Raw genomic sequence first — 21,883 nt, forward strand, 5'->3', positions numbered from 1 at the left:
GGAGGTTTTTACTTTGTTCTCTACTTATTGTATGTTCTCAAAATAGAAGCATGCGTAGAGAGAATAGTTTTTATTGTAAGCATGTTAATGGATTATGAATCGGTTAAGAGAGGGAATAACATTGGTAGAATTGTTGCGGTACATTAATAATAGTATGGCTGTTGACAAGGTCCACCATAACAAGGGTAAGGTGCTGGCGGTGGAAAAGGTGGTGGATATGGTGGGTAATATGGTCTAGGACCGAAAGCTAATGCCCCGCCAAGCAGTCCACCAGCAATGCCAGCTAGAAATGGAACTCCAAAAAATGGAAAGAAGCGTGAGTCGCCTACTGGACCAATAGGTGCTGAACGGACTGGGATTGGTTGATAATATGGATACATGAACAAACCTCCTTTATTGGACTCACTTTTATCATATGGTAAATGAAACGTGGATGAGCGCGTACAAGAAAGGATATGTAAGAAAATAGGCGAATGATTACGAATGTTGGAGTGTTAAAATTGTTATCTCAGGTTTTGCCATAAATCGGAATGGGACACGTGTTCTGCCAAGGCCGCGATTGACATAGAGAGCTAAATCTTGGATCGTATAGAAACCTTCTACATAGTTTTTAGCAAGTGTTGGGGTAATAATAGCGCCTAAAAAAGGGATTTGTACTTGTCCGCCATGACTATGACCAGAAAGCTGTAAGTTAACTGGATAGTTAGCGATTTGCGGTGCAATATCTGGTTCGTGAACAAGAACAATGTTATAAATGTTTTTCCGAGCGCGCTGTAGTGTCTCCTTTATTTTGGGTTTGCCTAATAGTATATCATCAAGACCGAAAATTGAAATTTCACTATTATCCAGTAGACGGATTCTCTTTTCACTGTTTAGTAACAGTTCAAATCCAGATTCACGCATGATGTGTTCGTAGTATTCCGTTCCATATCCGCCGTGATCATGGTTACCATAAATAGAAAATTTACCGAAGGGTGCTTGTATATTTTTTAAAATAGATGCAACGAAAGGAGTGTCAGTATACGTTTGATAATTATCAATGAGATCACCAGTAAAAAGAACAATGTCGGGTTTTACAGCATTAATTTTAGAGACGACTTGAGATAAATGTTGGAGAGAGAAATAGTATCCGAGATGTAAATCGCTAAATTGAAGAATCTTCATACCGTGAAAGCTTTTTGGGATGAGTTGTGATTTCAGTGTATGTTCTGTAAAAGAGAGCAGATGAGGCTCAATATATTTAGCATAATAGTATCCGATACTAGTCGTTATAAATGAATATAGGCAAGTACGCATTCCAGTTTTTAAAAAATCTCTTCTTGTAATTTTCTTCATAAAAATATGAGTATACCTATTTGGCTTATATTACATGTGTTCGTTACATTTACAGGTTACTCAAATCTCCTTTCGTTTTTTTAAAATATATTTTAAATCATGTAAAAGTAGTATAGATAACGAAAAAGTGAATAAAAAGAAATCTCTTTACGTTAAAATATCAGAAAAGTTTAAAAATATAAAGATTTCTATTAAATAAAATGATAAAATGAATATGTATTCATTTTTGGAGGGGATATAATATGAAAGAAAAAGTAGTTATTGTAACAGGTGGATCGAGCGGAATGGGAAAAGGAATGGCGACTCGTTTTGCAAAAGAAGGGGCACGAGTTGTTATTACAGGACGTACAAAGGAAAAACTAGAGGAAACAAAATTGGAAATTGAACAATTTCCAGGACAAATATTACCGGTACAAATGGATGTAAGAAATACGGATGATATTCAGAAAATGATTGAACAGATTGATGAGAAGTTTGGACGAATTGATATTTTAATAAATAATGCAGCTGGAAACTTTATTTGTCCAGCGGAAGATTTATCCGTGAACGGTTGGAATTCGGTTATTAATATTGTGTTAAACGGTACATTTTACTGTAGCCAGGCTGTCGGAAAATATTGGATTGAAAAAGGTATAAAAGGAAATATCATTAACATGGTAGCAACATATGCGTGGGATGCAGGTCCGGGAGTGATTCATTCGGCTGCAGCGAAGGCTGGAGTATTAGCAATGACGAAGACACTCGCTGTTGAGTGGGGACGTAAATATGGAATCCGAGTTAACGCTATTGCGCCAGGACCAATTGAACGTACGGGCGGTGCTGATAAATTATGGATTTCAGAAGAAATGGCTAAGCGCACGATACAAAGTGTTCCGCTTGGAAGACTGGGTACGCCAGAAGAAATTGCAGGTCTAGCTTATTATTTATGTTCAGATGAAGCTGCGTACATAAATGGAACTTGTATGACAATGGATGGAGGACAACATTTACATCAATATCCATTTTAAAAGGGATAAGAAAAATGTGACGGAATTGTGACATATGAAAGAAAAGTGTTTACAAGAGGTCATATATACGTTATATTTAAGACCTCTTTTTTCTTCATAGTAGAATTGCTAATTCCCCTTAGCATTTTACCCCTCTAATCCCTTCAGGAAAACTGAAGGGATTTTTTATTATTTTTCCGTAAATATCATGTTATAATTTTTGAAAAGTAAAGGGAGGGAAGCACGTTGATAGATGCATTAGATGTAATGAGTAACTTGGATAAAGTCCTTCCTTATTATCAAGCAATTTTTAGTGCTGATGAACATACTGTAATTGGATATGAAGTAGTAGGGCGTATTCAAACAGAAGAGGGCATACAAAGTTTAGCTTCTTTCTTTCATGATGACTCTATTCCAAGTGAGTTTCAACTAGAAGCGGATAACATTATAGTAGAAAAGGCTTTAAATCGTTATTTAGAAAGTGATCAAAAACTATTATTATTTATACATCGGAATGCTAACGTATTAATGAACGATGATGATGAAAGTTTGCTTCAACTTTTATTGATGTATGAAAAACAAGGTTTAAATTTGAAAAACATTGTTTTAGAGATTACAGAACATGAATGTAAAGAAGATATAGAGCAATTTAATCATTTGCTTATGTATTATCGTACATATGGTATTCAAATTTCGATTAATAAAGTCGGAACAGGTACAAGTAATTTAGAACGTATTAGCGTGTTAGCACCTGATATTTTAAAAGTAGATTTAACAAATTTAAGGCAAACTGCACTTTTACAATCTTATCAAGATATTTTATATTCTTTATCATTACTTGCTAGAAGAATTGGTGCGACATTGTTATATGAAGAAATAGATGCTTTTTATCAATTACAATATGCATGGAAAAACGGTGGTAGGTACTATCAAGGGAATTATTTGAAAGAATGCTTACCTGATTTTATTGAAACGAACGTTTTGAAAGAACGACTTGGTAATGAGTGTCATCAATTTATTCAACATGAGAAGAAAAAACTACAAAAGATTTATAATTTAACAGAAATGTTACGTGATCGAATTGGCGATGTTTTAGCCAAACAGAAAAAGAATGAAGATATAAATGATTGGTTATTACAATTTAGCCAAAGTGTATCACAATGTAGTTTTCGTATATTTATTTGTAACGAAGATGGTTTCCAACAATCAGGAAACGTTATGAAAAAAGATGGGGAATGGATTGTGATGCCTGAGTATTATATGAAGAACTGGAGTTGGCGCCCGTATTTTCTAGAGAATATTATGAAAATGCGTTTTGAGAATAAGGCAAGACTTTCAGATTTATATGCTGATATTGAAACCGGTGAGATGGTACGAACATTTTCTTTTCCGATTGATGATGAGAACTTTTTATTTATAGATTTATCGTATGAATATTTATATGAAGAAGATGTTTTATTTTAATGCACGAAGAGATTCGTGCATTTTTTGTTTGTTTTTATCATAAATTGGTAATAGTGAAAATGGTGCCGAAAATGCTGTCTATCGTTGTAAAGATTTTACGAACGAAACCAGCCCTTTCTTTGCATAATCATTGTTACAATGAATACTACAAAGACAAGTTTTCTTAAAAGGAAGGTGAAAAAATGAGAAAATATGGAATATGGTTAGTTCTATTTGTATGCGTTGCCTTTCTAGTTGGTTATAGTGTTACAACTGTTTTAGGAAAAGAGGAAGTGAAAGTCGATCGGAAAGAAGTGTTTGTAACGATACAAAAAGGCTATGAAAGCCAATTTTCAATTCGTGGGAAGCGTTTGCCGATGAATAAGATGATAGAAACGTTATCACCATATTTTACAGAGAATTTCCTTCAAGTATTTACAGATGAAAATAGTAGAAGTGATAAACAAAGTGGTGAATATTTACTTCCAGCAAAAGAAGCACCATTTTCTTTTAATTCAGAAACGAAAATGTCATATGATGAAGAGCATAAAATTTTATATGTTTATGAGCGGGCGAAAAGTGGACAATATCAAATTATAACATTGCAAAGAGATCAAGGGAAATGGAAATTGGCTGGATATCATGAAAGTCAAGAACTTTTAACTGAAATAAAAAGGTTACAACAATTATAAAGTGAAACTTTAATCAGGGGCATATCCCGTTTAATATGAACTTGCCACAATCAGATGCATACTTCCAAAATATATCGGGATAAAAATAGGAATAGGTCTTTACCTATTCCTATTCTATATTAAGAAGTTGTTGTAATTTTTCAATTTGAAAACCAGCAACAACTTCTCCATCAATTACAACCGTCGGAGTTGAATAAGAATCATAGTCATATAAAAGACGATTGCGAGCAGCGGCGTCTTTTTTTACGTCAAACTCTTCGTATACAACGTTATTATGCTTTAAAAATTCTTTCACAATAACACATGGCGGACAATCAGGTTGTGTGTAAACCTCAATTTTTTTCATTGCAATTCCTCCTCGTATATTATATTTAAGCTGTTATTTCAGCTTTAAATTCCCTTAATAAGAGACCCGTAAATTAATACTTGGATGTCTCAAGATATTTCTAGATAATGATTGTAGGATCATTTGGGACAATTCTAATTTCTCCTGTGGATATACCACATAAAAAAGAGTGTTTCTCAGTGAACGTGCGGGACTCCCTACTCGCAGGCTGAGCAGCCTGACCCTCGAACCTAGATGTTAGTAGCTCTAGGGCGGCTTTCGATTCAGGACAAGCTCTCATACACGAGGTTGTTGGTCGGCGTACACACTAGAGATATCTCGAGGCGTCCAAGAAATGATTCTAAATCGAAAGGAGGTCTCTTACGTGAGATTATTTGTTGGTCTAGATGTAAGTTCGTTTGATATAAAAGCTTGTATTCTAAATGGTGAAGGAGAAAAGCTAGACTCCTTTTCAGTCAATAATGATTTACCAGGTGCCACAGCGCTTAAAGAGCGATTATTACAACGTATAGCCACTCAAGAGGTTGAAACCTTTAAAATCGGCTTAGAATCCACATCTGTTTATAGTTTTCATCCATCTATGTTTCTTCACTATGATGAAGACTTACAAAGCTTTGGAGCAAAAGTCTTTCTAATGAATCCAAAACAAATTGCAAACTTCAAGAAAAGCTATTCTGACATGGATAAAACAGACGAGATTGATGCCTTCGTCATCGCTGACTATTTACGGTTCGGAAGAAATCAAATGTCTATCGTAAAAGAAAGCCAGTATGTGGCACTACAGCAATTGACAAGATCTCGTTATCAGCTCGTTAGAATGTTGACAAAGGAAAAACAACATTTTTTACAACACCTAAGTTATAAATGTAATACGTTCTCACAAGAGGTGGACTCTTCTATATTTGGCAACGCCATGATGGAATTGTTCCTTGAAAAATTCAGTCTAGAAGAGCTAGCCAACATGCCTTTAGAGGAACTCGCTGAGTTCCTACAAGTGAAAGGAAAAAACCGATTTGGTGACCCAAAATGTGTGGCATCAACCATTCAAAAGGCTGTTCGCTCTTCCTATCGTTTGGATAAGGTTGTGGAAGACTCCATCGATGTCCTTCTCGGAACATCTATTGCGGTCATTCGTACCTATCAACAACAAATCAAAGAACTAGAAAAATCCATTAAGCGAATCATGGCTGGATTGCCTCAAACACTTGAATCCATTCCTGGAGTCGGACCTGTGTTCGCCGCCGGTATTCTCGCTGAAATTGGTCAAATCGAAAGATTTGATGATGAAACCAAGGTAGCAAAATATGCCGGATTATATTGGCGTACGCACCAGTCTGGTCGATTCACCGCAGAAAACACTTCATTATCTCGTAATGGAAATCATTACTTGCGGTATTACTTAGTTGAAGCCGCCAACTCTGTAAGAAGGCATGTATCTGATTACCAAGAATATTACGTGAAAAAATATAATGAAGTACCAAAACATCAACACAAACGTGCACTCGTTCTAACCGCAAGAAAACTTGTGCGATTGGTGGATGCGCTACTACGTAGTCACCAACTCTTTACGCCAGAAAGGTGCGTGAAAGTGTGACATAAAACTTGTCATCGCTACCTTTCAATTAATTTCCAGTAAATTACATGTATTACTGGTCTAGTTTCGTGATGTCTTTTTTAAATAAATAGTACTTTGATAACTAAAAATTCTGTTGTTTTTCAGTTGACATACTACCGCAGGTCTTTTTACTGTTTTTTATTATATTCTTCCAGTATAAAAATCGCAATAAAGAAGGGAAAAGATGTTCTTTCTGTTTTTTCCTTCGTATTTCGACAAATTTTTAGTTGAGTTTCTGGCCAATAACCTTTATCCTAGAGTGTGGAACATTTTTTCTGTTATGACGGATAGAATGAGTATAGCTGTAAAACCTATTGGTAGGAAGATCAGAGAAAGGAGAGATTTCATGTCTCTACTCCAAGGAATTTTAACTCGACTTGTTAGTCTACAAGAACAAGCTGAAAGCGGTGAAGTAGCACAACGCTATTTTGAAGTGAACGGTGAGCGCAAATGTAGCGTGAAATTTTTCGATAAAAGTGAAATGTATGAGTTAGAAGTGTATCAACAAGGTGAAAAACCTCAAGTGTATCAATTCGATAATATCGACATGGTTGCAATTGAGATTTACGATATCATTTCTTGATACATATAAAAAAGGTGTTGCCATAGGGCAACACCTTTTTTAGTTCTATTACTTTTAGTATATATGTATAAGGATTTTTCATTTTTCCTACAATGGTAATAAAGTGAAAGTGTAATTACTAGGGTTTCTTCGTCCTATTATACAGCTTATTATCCATCACCAATTGAGGACGGATAGTAAATAGCGGGATGAAAATAGTGAGGAGGTGTGTTATATGGAACGTTTACCAGTTGTGATTTGTCCTAATTGTCACAATTCTGCTGAGATTATTCATGTACTAACGGCTCAATCGAATCAAAACGTAATTTATACGTGCCAAGTTTGCCATTATGTAATTCGGAATATTGAAACGAATAAAGGGTAGGGAGTTATAATTTTTGTTTTTGTCCCATACAATGAGAATACGAAAAGTCTGTCTAATTGAAAGGACGTGACTATGTGGCCGGTGAACATAAATTTTATAATGTTTCAGAGAGACATTTAAATTTTGATATGGTCTTTACCCGTATTTGTAATTTCATTGAAAAGGATCCGCGAAATTTATATCGTTTATCCATTGGGACAGACTCACAAGCACATCAAAAGGATACGAGGTTTATTACGGCAATTCATATTCATCGCGTTGGAAAAGGAGCCTGGGGGTGTTTACACCATCAATCAGTAAAAGATAAGCCAGAAACTTTACGTGAGAAAATATATTTAGAGACGCAGTTTAGTCAAGAAATTGCATGTCTATTTACTCCAAATCATATACAAACAATATGGGATTTATTGCATCCATATGCTCAAGATGGGGCTGGTTTTATAATGGAGATTCACTTAGATATCGGAAATGATGGTTTAACAAAAGAATTTATTCTAGATATGACAGCGAAAATTCAAGCGATGGGATTAACTGCAAAAATTAAGCCAGATGCTTATGCGGCGTTTAGTTATGCAAATCGATATACGAAATAAAAACAATTTATATATTTCTTTCACTAAAAACTGAATATTACATCTATTAAATAGGCTGAAAATTTTATATAATAATGGTAACGATGCGAGTATAAGGAGAGGGGTATATGAAAAGGGAATTTGTTTTAACAGAAGAAGAGGAAAGTTTGTTACTAGATATTTTATTTCAGCAAAATTATGCGAGTGAAATTTTAGCTGTGGAACTTACAGATATCGAGAATGGTTTAAAAAAGACAGACGTGATGCAATATAAAAAAATCACAAGGTTATTTTACAGATTAAAAAATAAAGGGTATTAAGCGCTACCGGAATGGTAGTCTTTTTTTTGTGTTATATGCTAAAATAGCTGTGTAATTTTGTTTTTTACTGAAAGAATGTAAGGACAAAATAATAATGTGAAAACGCTGTTATAAAATGTGAATAGAGCCGGTAATTATAAGCAGGAAAAAGGGAAAATGGGGGATGTAATATGATTAGTATTCCAAAAGACGAGTTTCAACAAATTTTTGTAAAAGATTTAATGATTTCATCAGAAAAAGTAGCACACGTCCAAATAGGGAATGGTTTAGAGCATGCTTTACTCGTACTTGTGAAATCTGGATATTCGGCGATACCTGTTTTGGACCCGATGTACAAATTGCATGGGTTAATTAGTACTGCTATGATTTTAGACGGTATGTTAGGGCTAGAACGCATTGAGTTTGAAAGACTTGACGAAATGAAAGTAGAGCAAGTAATGAAGAAAGATATCCCGGTTCTTAAGTTAGAAGATTCGTTTGCAAAAGCATTAGAAATGACTATTGATCATCCATTTATTTGCGCTGTCAATGAAGATGGGTATTTTGAGGGGATTTTAACACGTCGAGCGATTTTAAAATTGTTGAATAAAAAAGTAAGGCAACATAATCGATAATGTGAGAAAAGTGACTTCATAGAACCGAAGAAGTCACTTTTTTTTCGTGCATATCAGTTGTGTATGTATTATATTTAAAAAGATAAAAAATATAAGCGTATGTAGTTAAATTACGGATGAAAAGCTTATTGAGATAAGGTGTATGGAAGCTAAGGAAAGAGGGAGAAAGTTGCAAATTGATGATTTTCAAATGATGGTTGTGTTAGCACAGGAATCAAATATGAGAAAAGCGGCGGAACGTTTATTTGTTTCACAACCTGCGCTTAGTCAACGATTACAATCTATGGAGAAACAATGGGGAATGAAGTTTTTTATTCGCTCGCAAAAAGGATTGACAATTACACCTGAAGGGGAAAAAGTTGCAAATTACGCAAAAGAAATGCTACAAAGGGAAGAGGATATTAAAAGTGAACTAGCTGTTTTTAGAACAGAAACTCATGGGACGTTAAAAATAGCTGTCGCATCAGTTATTGGTCAATATTGGCTTCCTCCTGTTTTGAAGAAGTTTGTACATAAATATCCTTCTGTAAAAATATCGCTGTTTACTGGCTGGAGTAGTGAGGTGCAAAAGCAATTTTATGAAGGAGACGTGCATGTTGCTATATTGAGAGGAACACAAGAATATAAAGGCCAGAAGCAACAATTATTTGAAGATGAACTTTATTTAGTGGATAAAGAAATAAAAGATATTTCGATGTTAAAAGAAACAAATAGACCATTTATTCAATTTAAAAGTGATTCGACTTATTATGGACAGATACAAAATTGGTGGTATGGTTTATTTTCTAATCCACCTAAGAGAACAATTGTCGTTGATCAAATTGAGACTTGCAAACAACTCGTTTTAAATGGTATAGGTTATGCTCTTTTACCTTCTACTGTTTTAAAAGAAGTACAGGAAAATATGTATAAAACACCTGTCCAATTAACGAGAGAAACATGGTTATTGACGAGTGAATCAGCTAGACAATTGAAGCAAGTACAAGCATTTTTAGAAATTATAGAAGAAATTCAAATGGAAAAATAGGATTATTATCTTGCTACTCGCCCTATCGTTTGGTAGAGTAACATTATAAATGGATTTAGGAGGCAACAAGAATGAAAATGATGGACGCTAACGAAATTATTTCGTTTATTCAAAAAAGTGAAAAGAAAACTCCTGTAAAGGTATACATAAAAGGGGATTTAAAAGAAGTAACATTCCCTGAAACGGTACAAGCATTTGTAAATAAAAAGTCTGGTGTATTATTTGGAGAATGGTCTGAAATTAAGACAATTCTAGATGAAAATAGCAAGTACATTGTTGATTACGTTGTTGAAAATGACCGTCGTAATTCTGCAATTCCAATGCTTGATTTAAAAGGTATTAAAGCTCGTATTGAGCCAGGTGCGATTATTCGTGACCACGTTGAAATCGGCGACAACGCTGTTATTATGATGAATGCAACAATTAATATCGGTGCTGTAATTGGTGAAGGGTCTATGATCGACATGAACGCGGTACTTGGTGGACGTGCAACTGTTGGTAAGAACTGTCACGTAGGTGCAGGCGCAGTACTTGCAGGTGTTATTGAGCCACCTTCAGCAAAACCAGTTATCGTTGAAGACGATGTTGTTATTGGTGCTAACGTAGTTGTGTTAGAGGGAGTTACAGTAGGTAAAGGTGCAGTTGTAGCAGCAGGAGCTGTTGTAACAGAAGATGTACCTCCATATACAGTTGTAGCAGGTACTCCAGCACGTGTAATTAAAGAGATTGATGAGAAGACAAAAGCAAAAACTGAAATTAAACAAGAGCTTCGTCAATTAAACCCAGAGAAATAAAAACAAAAAAGCGTAAGAGCATAAACAGGCTCTTACGCTTTTTATAGATAGAGGTGCAAAAATGGTAGTAAGCAAATTCGTTCAAATTCGTAGAGACTTACATAAAATACCGGAAATTGGATTTAAAGAGTGGAAAACACAGCAGTATATTTTAGATTACATAGGAACGCTTTCGAATGAACATGTGGAAGTGAAAGTGTGGAGAACAGGTGTTATTGTTAAAGTAAAGGGAAGGAATCCAGAAAAAGTTATAGGTTATCGCGCAGATATAGACGGTTTACCAATTACAGAGGAAACTGGATATGAGTTCGCTTCTGTTCATGAAGGAATGATGCATGCATGTGGACATGACTTACATACGACAATCGGTTTAGGCCTCCTAACAGCAGCTGTAACAGAAAGAATAGATGATGACCTTGTATTTCTATTCCAACCAGCTGAAGAAGGGCCTGGAGGGGCCCTTCCTATGTTAGAGAGTGAAGAGTTAAAAGAATGGAAGCCGAATATTATTCTCGGCCTTCATATTGCACCTGAATACCCTGTAGGGACAATTGCTACAAAAGAGGGGCTATTATTTGCAAATACATCAGAGTTATATGTTGATTTAAAGGGGAAAGGTGGACATGCAGCTTATCCTCATACTGCAAATGATATGATTGTCGCAGCTAGTCACCTTGTTACACAGCTTCAGTCTGTTATTAGTCGTAATGTAAACCCACTTGATAGTGCAGTAATTACAATCGGAAAAATAACAGGCGGTACAGTTCAAAATATCATAGCAGAAAAGTCTCGGTTAGAAGGAACGATTCGAACGTTATCAGTGGAATCAATGAGTCGTGTGAAAAGTAGGATTGAGGCAATTGTTGCAGGTATAGAAGCTTCCTTCCAATGTGAAGCGGTTATTGACTACGGAGCGATGTATCACCAAGTATACAACCATGAAGCATTAACGAGAGAGTTTATGCAATTTGTAAGTGAACAAACTGATATGAAAGTAATTACATGTACTGAGGCAATGACAGGTGAAGATTTTGGTTATATGCTTCAAGAGATTCCTGGATTTATGTTTTGGCTTGGGGTAAATTCAGAATATGGTTTACATCATGCAAAATTAAAGCCAGATGAAGAGGCTATTGAGAAAGCTATCGTATTTTTAGATCAATATGTAAAGTGGAAGGGAACTAGAAAGTAATTTTGCTCGCCAACTTGGTGGGTATTTGTTAGTTCCAAGGTGAAAACATCTTTTATATTTGTTTTGAATACACATCGGCATACAAATGGATAAAATAATGAGCAGTGGTTTTGAGCCGCTGCTCATTATTCATTATCGCTTATTGAGAAGATGATTAGTTAACTAGCTTATATATGTTTACAATTCGTATGGAAAGTGTGTAAAATCAAGGTGAAACGTAGAAAAAAGGGTGGGGAATTACGTGCAGATTAGCAGTGCGATTTTATGTTTTGTTTTATATACATATGTTATTATTGCGGCGGTTTATTTTGGAATAAGTTTTTATGCCTACCGTTTAGCGAATAATAATGAATATGAAGAGACATACAACTGGGTGAAAAGGTATTTATCACCTGTACTAGAAATTATGAATGGGTTTGTTCTTTTTTTATTTATTGGATTAATTGCTTTTTCAACGAGCTTAGTAGGAAATAAGACTACATTATTTGTACTAGGTATCATTATTTTTATGCTATTAGGAATTCGTATTGGTAATACGGTATTTTGGAATGAGAGAAAAGTAGATGGTTGGACGGGAATGCTAATACCGTGTATGCTAGCTGCTATCGTGACGAATATAGAACATGAATATTATCAGTTGCATTTTTGGCTCGTAATTGTTTTAACAATTCTCTCTGTGTTGTATATAAGTACTGTCGTGCTAACATACATTGCAAATGAAAAGGGGGATGTAAAAGGTACGCATTTCTTTAGAGGGCGTGCATTGTTATGGAGTGTGCCAACGATGGCGGTTATAGCAATTATTGCGATATTAGTAAATGGGTATCAATTTACGAATTGGCAACTGTTTTTAGAAAATTGGTGGATTTTCATTCTTTCGTTTATCGCTTTTTTAGGTGCAACGCATTATTTATTCCATCAACACCATTATATATTGGCATTGCTATTCGCATTTACACAACTATTATTTGCTTTCTTCGGACAAGAAACGTTATTATTCGTTTTTGAAACGTTTAGTTCATTTGGAAACATATTTGTATTTGGTATGTTAATTTTCAGTATCGCATTTTATTTACAACAGTATTTTTATATGCAAAAACAAAAATAAGAATGATATACAGGTTTTTGTAGCAAATCTAAAGTATGTTACAATAAAAATACATAGTATTCGATGTTATTGGAGGAATTCCTGTGGGTGAAAAAGAGAAAGAATTTGCTGTCATTGGGCTTGGGCGTTTTGGTGGAAGTATTTGTCGAGAACTTGCTCAATTAGGTATGGAAGTAATGGCAATTGACTCAGATGAGGATAAAATTAATGAGTTTGCAAATATAGCTTCACATGCTGTAATTGCAGATTCAACAGATGAGATGGTATTAAAAAGTCTTGGTATTCGTAATTTTGATCATGTAGTCGTTGCGATTGGGGACAATTTAAATTCAAGTATTTTAACAACGTTAATTCTGAAAGAGTTAGGTGTAAAAAATATTACTGTAAAAGCTCAAAATGATTACCATGAAAAAGTATTAAGTAAAATAGGAGCAGATCACATTGTGCACCCAGAGCGTGATATGGGAAAAAGGATTGCAAATAATATTGCATCAAGTAATGTGTTAGACTATCTTGAGCTTTCAGATGAGCATAGCATTGTAGAGATTATTGCAAATAAAAAAATTGATGGTCATTCTTTAATCGAATTAGATATTCGTGCGAAGTTTGGATTGAATATTGTAGCGATTAAACGTGGTAAAGAAGTTATTGTATCCCCTCGAGCTACGGAAAACATTCAAGCGGGAGATATATTAATTGTAATTGGTCATGACGATGAAGTAGATCGTTTCAAGCACTTTTTAAGATAAGAAAAAGGACAATACCATAAAGGTATTGTCCTTTTTCTTATATCTCCATAATGATTGGTAAAATCATTGGGCGACGTTTCGTTTTCTCATATAGGAATGGTGCTAATGTATCTGTAATTTCATTTTTAATTTCAGACCATTGCGTTGTTTTACGTTCCATTACTTTTTCTAAATGAGTTGTAATTAATGTTTGAGCATCATTAATTAAATCACTACTTTCGCGCATATAAACGAAACCACGTGAGATAATATCAGGCCCTGCTGCAACTTTAAATTCTTTCATATCAATGCTTACAACGACAATAACAAGTCCTTCTTCAGAAAGGATACGACGATCGCGTAATACGATATTACCGATATCTCCAATACCATTTCCGTCAATATAAACAGATCCAGATGGTATTTTACCAGCTACACTTGCTTCATCTGAACGTAAGGCAAGAACATCACCATTATCCATAATGAAACAGTTTTCTTCTGGAATACCACAATCATTTGCTAATTTCATATGCATACGTTGCATACGATATTCACCATGAATTGGCATGAAATACTTCGGTTTAATTAGACGAAGCATTAGTTTTTGTTCTTCTTGTCCACCGTGTCCACTCGTATGAATGTTTGACAGTTTTCCGTGGATTACATCAGCACCAGCACGGTACAACATATTAATTGTACGGCTTACACTAATTGTATTACCAGGGATTGGTGAAGAAGAGAACACAACTGTGTCGCCAGGAATAATTTGAATTTGACGATGGGTACCATTAGCAATACGTGAAAGTGCTGCCATTGGCTCCCCTTGACTACCTGTACATAAAATAACAACTTTATTAGCCGGTAGACGATTTAATTGAGATGCATCTATGAATGTATCTTTCGGACAGCGAATATAACCGAGGTTTTGTCCGATTTCAATCGCTGCCTCCATACTTCGGCCAAATACAGCCACTTTACGATTGTTTTCAACAGCCGCTTCAACGACTTGTTGCAAGCGATGGATATTTGATGCAAAGGTTGCGAAGATAATACGACCTTCTACTTTGCGGAAAATATCTTGAATACTATCACCAACACGGCGCTCAGACATTGTAAAGTTTGGAACTTCACTGTTTGTACTATCAGATAAGAGACAAAGTACACCGTCTTTTCCGATTTCAGCCATTTTTGTTAAGTCCGCTGGTTCACCAACCGGTGTGAAGTCAAATTTGAAATCTCCAGTATGAACCACTTGTCCTTGAGGTGTTTTCACAACAACTCCGTATGAATCTGGGATACTGTGAGTTGTACGGAAGAAGGAAACAGATGTCTTTTTAAATTTAATAACATCATCTTCTTGAATTTCATAAAGCTTTGCTTTACGAAGTAATCCGTGCTCTTCTAATTTGTTTTTGATTAGTGCAATTGCTAATTTTCCGCCATAAATCGGAATGTTCACTTGACGTAATAAGTAAGGAATTCCACCGATATGATCTTCGTGACCATGTGTAATGAATAGCCCTTTAATTTTATCTTCGTTTCGCACAAAATAAGTGTAATCTGGTATTACATAATCGATTCCGAGGAGTTCGTCTTCTGGAAACTTAATTCCAGCGTCAATTATAATAATTTCATCTTGAAATTGAACAGCATATGTATTTTTACCGATTTCACCAAGACCACCTAAAGCAAAAACGGCTGCTTGATCATTCTTTAGAAATTTCATATGACTATACGATTTCCGCTAATGTTAAATCAGCGTTTTCTTTTTCATATTCAAGATGATTGCCAGTCACAGACTGAACGAATTCGATATTATATGCGAACTTATTTAATTTTGTACGAACATCCTTTTCAGACGTAGCCTCTAAATATAAAACTTTTGTATTTTCACGTACTGGAACCTCAGTCATTTTTTCTTGATAAAATACTTTAAAAATCATTTGGAAAACCTCTCCTTGTCTATGTTTTGCATTATCTGTTACTTATTATAAAGCAAACAGTCACGATTTTCATGTTTTTTCGAATGAGAATGAAGAAAAAGCCCGAAATGGGCACAATTTAAGCGATCGTCTTTTTACGGACTAGATCTTTTAAATAACGCTTCAGCTTTTTCTTCAGCTTCTTCAGCATGATTACTCCTTCCTTTCCTTATTTTAAACATGCATATTACTAGTGAAAACGCCGTCTCTGATATAAGAAAGAGGACAAAAGTGAATGTTGAATCTTGTCTTTTCTCATACAGAGAAAGTTATTCTATAGTAACGATTAGTAGCCGTTAGTTATAGCTATAGTATGAGAAAGAATAGAAAAGAAAATTCATACGAACAAGTATCCACATTTTTTACTAATATATATATGCAGGTTTCATAAATAAGGTCAGAAAGTGAACGCTTTCTTCACAGATGTTTAATATGTTATACTTTTTTTTAGCATTTGAAAAGCGATAATCAAAATAGGAATATAGAGTAACAGAAAGGATTTTGACAAATGAATGATAAAATTGTCTTTTTTGATATTGATGGAACATTATTAGATCATGATAAGAAGATTCCGCAATCTACGCGAGACGCAGTAAGGCAGTTACAAGAAAAAGGCGTGCATGTAGCAATTGCGACAGGACGTGCGCCATTTATGTTCGAAGATATTCGTAAGGAACTTAATATCCACAATTATGTTAGCTTTAATGGGCAGTACGTTGTATTTGAAGATGAGGTAGTATTTAATAACCCATTACATCCAGCTGCTCTACATAAGTTTACTCAGTTTGCAAAACAAGAAGGATATCCACTTGTATATCTTGATCATCAAGAAATGAGAGCATCAGTGGAATATCATGATTATGTGAAAGAAGGTTTTGGAAGTTTACATTTTGAGCATCCGGCATATGAACCTGATTTTTATGAGAAGCGTAATATTTATCAAACACTTCTTTTCTGTGAAATAAATGAAGAAGAAAAGTTTATAAATCAGTACCCAGACTTTCATTTTATTCGCTGGCATGCGTATTCAATGGATATTATTCCAAATGGTGGTTCTAAGGCAAAAGGGATTGAGAAATTCATTGAAAAGCTAGGATTTAACCGTGAACAAGTGTATGCATTTGGGGATGGCTTAAATGATTTAGAAATGATTGAAGCAGTTGGGACAGGTATTGTGATGGGGAATGGGCATGAAGACTTGAAAAAACTTGCAAATCATGTGACAAAGGATGTTAGTGAAGACGGTATATATCACGGTTTAAAATGGGCTGGATTGCTATAAGTGAATATGGAATCTATTTCATATAGTAAAAAGGCGGAAGAGTATATTCCGCCTTTTTTACTATCGCTCCAGAGGTTTTGAATCGTCAGGAGCGGCAAATGGATTTTCTTTATTAATATGGTCATAGAACATAACACCATTTAAATGGTCAATTTCATGTTGAAATACAATTGCTGGTAACCCTTTTAAACGTAATTTTACTTCTTCGCCGTTAATAGAAGTTGCTTTCACTGTAATTCTTGTATAACGAGGGACATAACCAGGTACTTCACGGTCTACTGATAGACAGCCTTCACCACTTTGTAAATATGTACGTTCAACAGAATGGCTAATGATTTTTGGATTGAATAATGCATGACTATATAACGTACCGTCCGTATCTGTTACATGAACCGCAATCATTCTTTTTGAAATACCGATTTGCGGAGCCGCTAATCCGATTCCAGGGCGTAAACTATATTTTTCAGCCATTTCAGGATCTTGGCTATTTATTACAAATTCAATCATTTCTTTAAGAGTATTTGTATCTTCTTCGCTCGCTGGTAGTACTACCTCTTCTGCAACGTTTCGCAAAATAGGATCTCCTTCGCGAATTACATCTTTCATTGTAAGCATATGTAATCTCTCCTTTCCCTTTTAGTCTACCAAAGGAGATGGAAAAAGTCATCGGCAAGTAAGGGGAAGATAGATCGGTTATGTAGGAATAAAAAGAAAGAGACGGCAGAGCCGTCTCTTTCTTTCCATAGTTGTTTCATTTTACATTAGCGAATGCAAGCAGCACCAACGATAATTAAAAGAATAAACAACACAACGATTAAGGCGAAGCCGCGTCCAGACCCACCACAAGAACCGCCATAACCGTAGGAAGGATATGAACAAGTTGGATAGCAATATGAATATCCGTACATGAGATGACCTCCTTTATCATTTCCCGCTAATACTGCGGTTACTATAATGTATGGAGGGAAGAGTAGAAATGTATGGGTAATTACCTATAAAAGGAAGAAGAGTTTGTATATTTTTGCTAAGAAGAGAGAAAAACTAAAGGGAATTAAATCGTTTACATATTATTCTAAGAGAAAAAACAAGTTAAAAAGGGAATAATATAACAGTAGGTTAATGCTTACTAATACAGATGTGAAAAATAAAAACACGTTTGTGTAGGAGAAACCTGCAGATTATTTATAAAAAAACGTATTCAAAGTAATTGACATCGTAATTAGAATAGTTGTAAACTAAAAAACGTGATCAAGATTGTATTAATATGTTTCTGAAAAAACATTAGTACAGATTGTTAGGTACACAAAATTATTCTCAACCGACAAATAAATTTGTTGGTTTACATTGTTGCGGTTTCCATCTAGCTAATAGATAGTGAAAGCGTTTCAGAATATGGTTCAAGAGAGGAAGAGGTGAACGGAATGGGTACTAAAACAAAAAAGACCCTATTTAATGTTGATGAGCAAATGAAAGCTATCGCAGCTCAATTTGAAACATTACAAATTTTAAATGAAAAAGGCGAAGTTGTGAATGAAGCAGCTATGCCTGAATTATCTGATGATCAATTAAAAGAATTAATGCGCCGTATGGTGTATACTCGCGTACTAGATCAACGTTCTATTTCTTTAAACCGTCAAGGACGTTTAGGTTTCTACGCACCAACAGCTGGACAAGAGGCTTCTCAATTAGCAAGTCATTTCGCACTTGAAGCAGAAGATTTCATCTTACCAGGATATCGTGATGTGCCACAATTAGTATGGCACGGTTTACCATTATACCAAGCATTCTTATTCTCTCGTGGACATTTCATGGGTAACCAAATGCCTGAGAACGTAAATGCACTTGCTCCACAAATCATCATCGGTGCGCAAATCATCCAAACTGCTGGTGTTGCGTTAGGTATGAAATTACGTGGTAAAAAATCTGTTGCAATTACTTACACTGGTGACGGTGGTGCTTCACAAGGTGACTTCTACGAAGGTATGAACTTTGCGGGCGCATTCAAAGCTCCAGCAATCTTCGTTGTACAAAACAACCGTTATGCAATCTCTACTCCAGTAGAAAAGCAATCTGCAGCTAAAACTGTAGCACAAAAAGCAGTAGCAGCAGGTATTTACGGAATTCAAGTAGACGGTATGGATCCATTAGCTGTATACGCAGCAACTGCTTTCGCTCGTGAGCGTGCAGTAAATGGCGAAGGTCCTACTTTAATCGAGACTTTAACATTCCGTTACGGTCCACATACAATGGCTGGTGATGATCCAACTCGTTACCGTACAAAAGATATCGAGAACGAATGGGAACAAAAAGATCCAATCGTACGCTTCCGTGCATTCTTAGAAAACAAAGGCCTATGGTCTCAAGAAGTTGAAGAGAAAGTAATCGAAGAAGCAAAAGAAGATATCAAACAAGCAATTGCTAAGGCTGACCAAGCTCCAAAACAAAAAGTTACTGATTTAATGGAAATCATGTACGAAAAAATGCCTTACAACTTAGCTGAACAATATGAAATTTACAAAGAAAAGGAGTCGAAGTAAGCCATGGCTCAAATGACAATGATTCAAGCAATCACTGATGCTTTACGCGTTGAAATGAAAAATGACCCTAACGTACTTGTGTTTGGTGAAGACGTTGGTGTAAACGGCGGTGTATTCCGTGCTACTGAAGGTTTACAAGCTGAATTTGGTGAAGACCGTGTAATGGATACTCCACTTGCAGAGTCTGGTATTGGTGGACTTGCAGTTGGACTTGCACTTGAAGGATTCCGTCCAGTTCCAGAAATCCAATTCTTCGGTTTCGTTTATGAAGTAATGGATTCAATTTCTGGTCAATTAGCTCGTATGCGTTACCGTTCTGGTGGACGTTGGACTGCTCCAGTAACAGTTCGTTCTCCATTCGGTGGTGGTGTTCATACTCCTGAACTACATGCTGATAGCTTAGAAGGTTTAGTGGCTCAACAACCTGGTCTAAAAGTTGTTATTCCATCTACTCCATACGATGCAAAAGGTCTTTTAATCTCTGCGATTCGTGACAACGATCCAGTTATCTACTTAGAGCATATGAAATTGTACCGTTCATTCCGTCAAGATGTACCAGAAGGCGAATACACAATTGATTTAGGCAAAGCTGACATCAAACGTGAAGGTACAGATGTATCTGTTATCGCTTACGGTGCTATGGTTCACGCTGCATTAAAAGCTGCTGAAGAACTTGAAAAAGAAGGTATCTCTTTAGAAGTTGTTGACTTACGTACAGTTCAACCATTAGATATCGAAACAATCATCGCTTCTGTTGAAAAAACAGGCCGCGTAGTTGTAGTTCAAGAAGCTCAAAAACAAGCTGGTATTGCAGCTAACGTTGTAGCGGAAATTAACGACCGTGCAATTTTAAACTTAGAAGCTCCAGTTGTACGTGTTGCAGCTGCTGATACAGTATTCCCATTCTCTCAAGCTGAGAGCGTATGGTTACCAAACCACAAAGATATTGTTGAAGCTGTTAACAAAGTAATGAACTTCTAATTTTTACTTATTCATGTGCAAAAGAAATCAGCACATGCTGATTTCTTTTGCCATATTCCATAATAAAGAAATGAATCAGGGGGCTGAATTCCGTGGCATTTGAATTTAAACTACCAGATATCGGTGAAGGTATCCACGAAGGTGAAATCGTAAAATGGTTTATTAAACCAGGCGACGAAGTAAACGAAGACGACGTACTTCTTGAAGTACAAAATGATAAAGCAGTAGTAGAAATTCCTTCTCCTGTTAAAGGTAAAGTACTTGAAGTGCTTGTAGAAGAAGGTACGGTTGCAGTAGTTGGAGATACATTAATTAAATTTGATGCTCCTGGATACGAAAACCTTAAATTTAAAGGCGACGATCATGACGAAGCTCCTAAAGCTGAAGAAGCAAAAGAAGAAGCTCCTAAAGCTGAAGCTACTCCAGCAGCAACTGCAGAAGTAGTAAATGAGCGCGTAATCGCTATGCCATCTGTTCGTAAATATGCTCGTGAAAACGGCGTAGACATTCATAAAGTAGCTGGTTCTGGTAAGAACGGTCGTATCGTAAAAGCTGACATCGATGCATTTGCAAATGGTGGACAAGCGGTAGCAGCAACTGAGGCTCCAGCAGCAGTAGAAGCTACTCCAGCAGCAGCGAAAGAAGAAGCACCAAAAGCACAACCAATCCCAGCTGGTGAATATCCAGAAACTCGTGAGAAAATGAGTGGTATCCGTAAAGCAATTGCGAAAGCAATGGTTAACTCTAAACATACAGCTCCTCACGTAACATTAATGGATGAAGTAGATGTAACTGAACTTGTTGCTCACCGTAAGAAGTTCAAAGCTGTTGCAGCTGACAAAGGTATTAAATTAACTTACCTTCCATACGTTGTTAAAGCTTTAACATCTGCATTACGTGAATATCCAATGTTAAACACTTCTTTAGATGATGCTTCTCAAGAAGTAGTTCATAAACATTACTTCAACATCGGTATCGCAGCTGATACAGACAAAGGTCTATTAGTACCAGTTGTTAAAGATACAGATCGCAAGTCTATCTTCACAATTTCTAACGAGATCAATGATCTTGCTGGTAAAGCACGTGAAGGTCGTTTAGCTCCTGCTGAAATGAAAGGCGCTTCTTGCACAATTACAAACATTGGTTCTGCAGGTGGACAATGGTTCACTCCAGTTATCAACCACCCAGAAGTAGCAATCCTTGGTATCGGCCGTATCGCTGAGAAACCAGTTGTGAAAAACGGTGAGATCGTTGCAGCTCCAGTATTAGCATTATCTCTAAGCTTTGACCATCGTTTAATTGACGGCGCAACTGCTCAAAAAGCATTAAACCAAATTAAACGTCTATTGAATGACCCACAATTATTAGTAATGGAGGCGTAA

At 35.8% G+C, this 21,883-nt stretch carries 25 protein-coding genes; 18 read left to right on the top strand and 7 right to left on the bottom strand.

Annotated features, from left to right (window positions below; genetic code table 11):
• Positions 1-143: 143 nt before the first annotated feature.
• Both QCI73_RS07720 and QCI73_RS07725 read right to left on the bottom strand, forming a co-directional pair.
• Positions 144-380 carry a hypothetical protein gene (locus QCI73_RS07720; protein ID WP_000283743.1) on the bottom strand — a complete coding sequence of 79 codons (237 nt, stop codon included), beginning with the start codon at positions 378-380 and terminating at the stop codon, positions 144-146.
• 97 nt (positions 381-477) lie between these two features.
• Positions 478-1,335: a metallophosphoesterase gene (locus QCI73_RS07725; RefSeq protein ID WP_353822732.1), complete on the bottom strand. Its 858-nt coding sequence runs from the start codon at positions 1,333-1,335 to the stop codon at positions 478-480.
• 242 nt (positions 1,336-1,577) lie between these two features.
• On the opposite strand from QCI73_RS07725, the gene fadH reads away from it, so the two are divergent.
• From fadH to QCI73_RS07740, 3 genes are all read left to right on the top strand, one after another.
• Complete coding sequence (gene fadH, locus QCI73_RS07730; protein ID WP_000660918.1) at positions 1,578-2,342, top strand: 2,4-dienoyl-CoA reductase; 765 nt, start codon at positions 1,578-1,580, stop codon at positions 2,340-2,342.
• Between the two features lie 225 nt (positions 2,343-2,567).
• On the top strand, positions 2,568-3,785 hold the full coding sequence (locus QCI73_RS07735; RefSeq protein ID WP_000564304.1) for an EAL domain-containing protein: 1,218 nt from the start codon (positions 2,568-2,570) through the stop codon (positions 3,783-3,785).
• 182 nt (positions 3,786-3,967) lie between these two features.
• Positions 3,968-4,456 (top strand): DUF3993 domain-containing protein, encoded by a 489-nt coding sequence (locus QCI73_RS07740; RefSeq protein ID WP_001233819.1) that lies wholly within the window; start codon positions 3,968-3,970, stop codon positions 4,454-4,456.
• A gap of 109 nt (positions 4,457-4,565) precedes the next feature.
• Here the strand turns inward: QCI73_RS07740 and QCI73_RS07745 are convergent, their stop codons facing one another.
• Positions 4,566-4,802, bottom strand: a complete 237-nt coding sequence (locus QCI73_RS07745) for a glutaredoxin family protein (protein WP_000717880.1) — start codon at positions 4,800-4,802, stop codon at positions 4,566-4,568.
• 364 nt (positions 4,803-5,166) lie between these two features.
• Between QCI73_RS07745 and QCI73_RS07750 the strand changes: the two genes are divergently transcribed.
• From QCI73_RS07750 to QCI73_RS07800, 11 genes are all read left to right on the top strand, one after another.
• Positions 5,167-6,396, top strand: a complete 1,230-nt coding sequence (locus QCI73_RS07750) for an IS110 family RNA-guided transposase (RefSeq protein WP_127063753.1) — start codon at positions 5,167-5,169, stop codon at positions 6,394-6,396.
• Positions 6,397-6,763: 367 nt separating this feature from the next.
• Complete coding sequence (locus QCI73_RS07755) at positions 6,764-7,000, top strand: YkuJ family protein (protein WP_000055151.1); 237 nt, start codon at positions 6,764-6,766, stop codon at positions 6,998-7,000.
• Positions 7,001-7,214: 214 nt separating this feature from the next.
• Positions 7,215-7,364 carry a hypothetical protein gene (locus QCI73_RS07760; protein WP_000440537.1) on the top strand — a complete coding sequence of 50 codons (150 nt, stop codon included), beginning with the start codon at positions 7,215-7,217 and terminating at the stop codon, positions 7,362-7,364.
• Positions 7,365-7,438: 74 nt separating this feature from the next.
• Complete coding sequence (locus QCI73_RS07765) at positions 7,439-7,957, top strand: ribonuclease H-like YkuK family protein (RefSeq protein WP_000896651.1); 519 nt, start codon at positions 7,439-7,441, stop codon at positions 7,955-7,957.
• A gap of 107 nt (positions 7,958-8,064) precedes the next feature.
• Positions 8,065-8,256 (top strand): antirepressor AbbA, encoded by a 192-nt coding sequence (abbA, locus tag QCI73_RS07770; protein ID WP_000817794.1) that lies wholly within the window; start codon positions 8,065-8,067, stop codon positions 8,254-8,256.
• Between the two features lie 170 nt (positions 8,257-8,426).
• Complete coding sequence (gene cbpB, locus QCI73_RS07775; protein ID WP_000623566.1) at positions 8,427-8,870, top strand: cyclic-di-AMP-binding protein CbpB; 444 nt, start codon at positions 8,427-8,429, stop codon at positions 8,868-8,870.
• A gap of 142 nt (positions 8,871-9,012) precedes the next feature.
• Complete coding sequence (locus QCI73_RS07780) at positions 9,013-9,897, top strand: transcriptional regulator CcpC (protein WP_001984809.1); 885 nt, start codon at positions 9,013-9,015, stop codon at positions 9,895-9,897.
• 71 nt (positions 9,898-9,968) lie between these two features.
• Positions 9,969-10,691 (top strand): 2,3,4,5-tetrahydropyridine-2,6-dicarboxylate N-acetyltransferase, encoded by a 723-nt coding sequence (gene dapD, locus QCI73_RS07785; RefSeq protein ID WP_000783248.1) that lies wholly within the window; start codon positions 9,969-9,971, stop codon positions 10,689-10,691.
• A 61-nt stretch (positions 10,692-10,752) separates the two neighbouring features.
• Positions 10,753-11,883, top strand: a complete 1,131-nt coding sequence (locus tag QCI73_RS07790) for an N-acetyldiaminopimelate deacetylase (protein WP_000261645.1) — start codon at positions 10,753-10,755, stop codon at positions 11,881-11,883.
• 241 nt (positions 11,884-12,124) lie between these two features.
• Positions 12,125-12,991, top strand: coding sequence for a cytochrome C oxidase assembly protein (locus QCI73_RS07795; protein WP_353822733.1), 867 nt, complete (start codon positions 12,125-12,127; stop codon positions 12,989-12,991).
• 83 nt (positions 12,992-13,074) lie between these two features.
• On the top strand, positions 13,075-13,740 hold the full coding sequence (locus QCI73_RS07800; RefSeq protein WP_000504032.1) for a potassium channel family protein: 666 nt from the start codon (positions 13,075-13,077) through the stop codon (positions 13,738-13,740).
• A 37-nt stretch (positions 13,741-13,777) separates the two neighbouring features.
• Here the strand turns inward: QCI73_RS07800 and rnjA are convergent, their stop codons facing one another.
• The gene (gene rnjA, locus QCI73_RS07805) at positions 13,778-15,445 is read right to left on the bottom strand and encodes a ribonuclease J1 (protein ID WP_000670368.1); all 1,668 of its coding nucleotides are present in this window, start codon (positions 15,443-15,445) and stop codon (positions 13,778-13,780) included.
• A 4-nt stretch (positions 15,446-15,449) separates the two neighbouring features.
• Positions 15,450-15,662 (bottom strand): DNA-dependent RNA polymerase subunit epsilon, encoded by a 213-nt coding sequence (locus QCI73_RS07810; protein WP_000576444.1) that lies wholly within the window; start codon positions 15,660-15,662, stop codon positions 15,450-15,452.
• A 547-nt stretch (positions 15,663-16,209) separates the two neighbouring features.
• Here QCI73_RS07810 and QCI73_RS07815 point away from each other — a divergent pair.
• Positions 16,210-16,983, top strand: a complete 774-nt coding sequence (locus QCI73_RS07815; RefSeq protein ID WP_353822734.1) for a Cof-type HAD-IIB family hydrolase — start codon at positions 16,210-16,212, stop codon at positions 16,981-16,983.
• A gap of 60 nt (positions 16,984-17,043) precedes the next feature.
• Here the strand turns inward: QCI73_RS07815 and def are convergent, their stop codons facing one another.
• Together def and QCI73_RS07825 are read right to left on the bottom strand one after the other, a co-directional pair.
• Positions 17,044-17,598 (bottom strand): peptide deformylase, encoded by a 555-nt coding sequence (gene def, locus QCI73_RS07820; protein ID WP_000957059.1) that lies wholly within the window; start codon positions 17,596-17,598, stop codon positions 17,044-17,046.
• Between the two features lie 146 nt (positions 17,599-17,744).
• Positions 17,745-17,891: a YjcZ family sporulation protein gene (locus QCI73_RS07825; RefSeq protein ID WP_000274562.1), complete on the bottom strand. Its 147-nt coding sequence runs from the start codon at positions 17,889-17,891 to the stop codon at positions 17,745-17,747.
• Positions 17,892-18,404: 513 nt separating this feature from the next.
• On the opposite strand from QCI73_RS07825, the gene pdhA reads away from it, so the two are divergent.
• The 3 genes from pdhA (at position 18,405) to pdhC (ending at position 21,883) form a co-directional block, all read left to right on the top strand.
• Positions 18,405-19,520, top strand: coding sequence for a pyruvate dehydrogenase E1 component subunit alpha (gene pdhA, locus QCI73_RS07830; protein WP_000536893.1), 1,116 nt, complete (start codon positions 18,405-18,407; stop codon positions 19,518-19,520).
• 3 nt (positions 19,521-19,523) lie between these two features.
• Positions 19,524-20,501, top strand: coding sequence for a pyruvate dehydrogenase complex E1 component subunit beta (pdhB, locus tag QCI73_RS07835; protein WP_000068166.1), 978 nt, complete (start codon positions 19,524-19,526; stop codon positions 20,499-20,501).
• 92 nt (positions 20,502-20,593) lie between these two features.
• Positions 20,594-21,883: a pyruvate dehydrogenase complex dihydrolipoyllysine-residue acetyltransferase gene (gene pdhC / locus QCI73_RS07840; RefSeq protein ID WP_000863427.1), complete on the top strand. Its 1,290-nt coding sequence runs from the start codon at positions 20,594-20,596 to the stop codon at positions 21,881-21,883.

The sequence above is a fragment of the Bacillus cereus group sp. MG16 genome (genome assembly GCF_040459875.1).
GTDB lineage: Bacteria > Bacillota > Bacilli > Bacillales > Bacillaceae_G > Bacillus_A > Bacillus_A paranthracis.

Bases quoted from the DNA above. Each gene is read 5' to 3' on its own strand.
- QCI73_RS07720 (WP_000283743.1), bottom strand. From the start codon at position 380: ATGTATCCATATTATCAACCAATCCCAGTCCGTTCAGCACCTATTGGT.
- QCI73_RS07725 (WP_353822732.1), bottom strand. From the start codon at position 1,335: ATGAAGAAAATTACAAGAAGAGATTTTTTAAAAACTGGAATGCGTACT.
- fadH (WP_000660918.1), top strand. From the start codon at position 1,578: ATGAAAGAAAAAGTAGTTATTGTAACAGGTGGATCGAGCGGAATGGGA.
- QCI73_RS07740 (WP_001233819.1), top strand. From the start codon at position 3,968: ATGAGAAAATATGGAATATGGTTAGTTCTATTTGTATGCGTTGCCTTT.
- QCI73_RS07745 (WP_000717880.1), bottom strand. From the start codon at position 4,802: ATGAAAAAAATTGAGGTTTACACACAACCTGATTGTCCGCCATGTGTT.
- QCI73_RS07755 (WP_000055151.1), top strand. From the start codon at position 6,764: ATGTCTCTACTCCAAGGAATTTTAACTCGACTTGTTAGTCTACAAGAA.
- QCI73_RS07760 (WP_000440537.1), top strand. From the start codon at position 7,215: ATGGAACGTTTACCAGTTGTGATTTGTCCTAATTGTCACAATTCTGCT.
- abbA (WP_000817794.1), top strand. From the start codon at position 8,065: ATGAAAAGGGAATTTGTTTTAACAGAAGAAGAGGAAAGTTTGTTACTA.
- cbpB (WP_000623566.1), top strand. From the start codon at position 8,427: ATGATTAGTATTCCAAAAGACGAGTTTCAACAAATTTTTGTAAAAGAT.
- QCI73_RS07780 (WP_001984809.1), top strand. From the start codon at position 9,013: ATGGAAGCTAAGGAAAGAGGGAGAAAGTTGCAAATTGATGATTTTCAA.
- dapD (WP_000783248.1), top strand. From the start codon at position 9,969: ATGAAAATGATGGACGCTAACGAAATTATTTCGTTTATTCAAAAAAGT.
- QCI73_RS07790 (WP_000261645.1), top strand. From the start codon at position 10,753: ATGGTAGTAAGCAAATTCGTTCAAATTCGTAGAGACTTACATAAAATA.
- rnjA (WP_000670368.1), bottom strand. From the start codon at position 15,445: ATGAAATTTCTAAAGAATGATCAAGCAGCCGTTTTTGCTTTAGGTGGT.
- QCI73_RS07810 (WP_000576444.1), bottom strand. From the start codon at position 15,662: ATGATTTTTAAAGTATTTTATCAAGAAAAAATGACTGAGGTTCCAGTA.
- QCI73_RS07815 (WP_353822734.1), top strand. From the start codon at position 16,210: ATGAATGATAAAATTGTCTTTTTTGATATTGATGGAACATTATTAGAT.
- def (WP_000957059.1), bottom strand. From the start codon at position 17,598: ATGCTTACAATGAAAGATGTAATTCGCGAAGGAGATCCTATTTTGCGA.
- QCI73_RS07825 (WP_000274562.1), bottom strand. From the start codon at position 17,891: ATGTACGGATATTCATATTGCTATCCAACTTGTTCATATCCTTCCTAC.
- pdhA (WP_000536893.1), top strand. From the start codon at position 18,405: ATGGGTACTAAAACAAAAAAGACCCTATTTAATGTTGATGAGCAAATG.
- pdhB (WP_000068166.1), top strand. From the start codon at position 19,524: ATGGCTCAAATGACAATGATTCAAGCAATCACTGATGCTTTACGCGTT.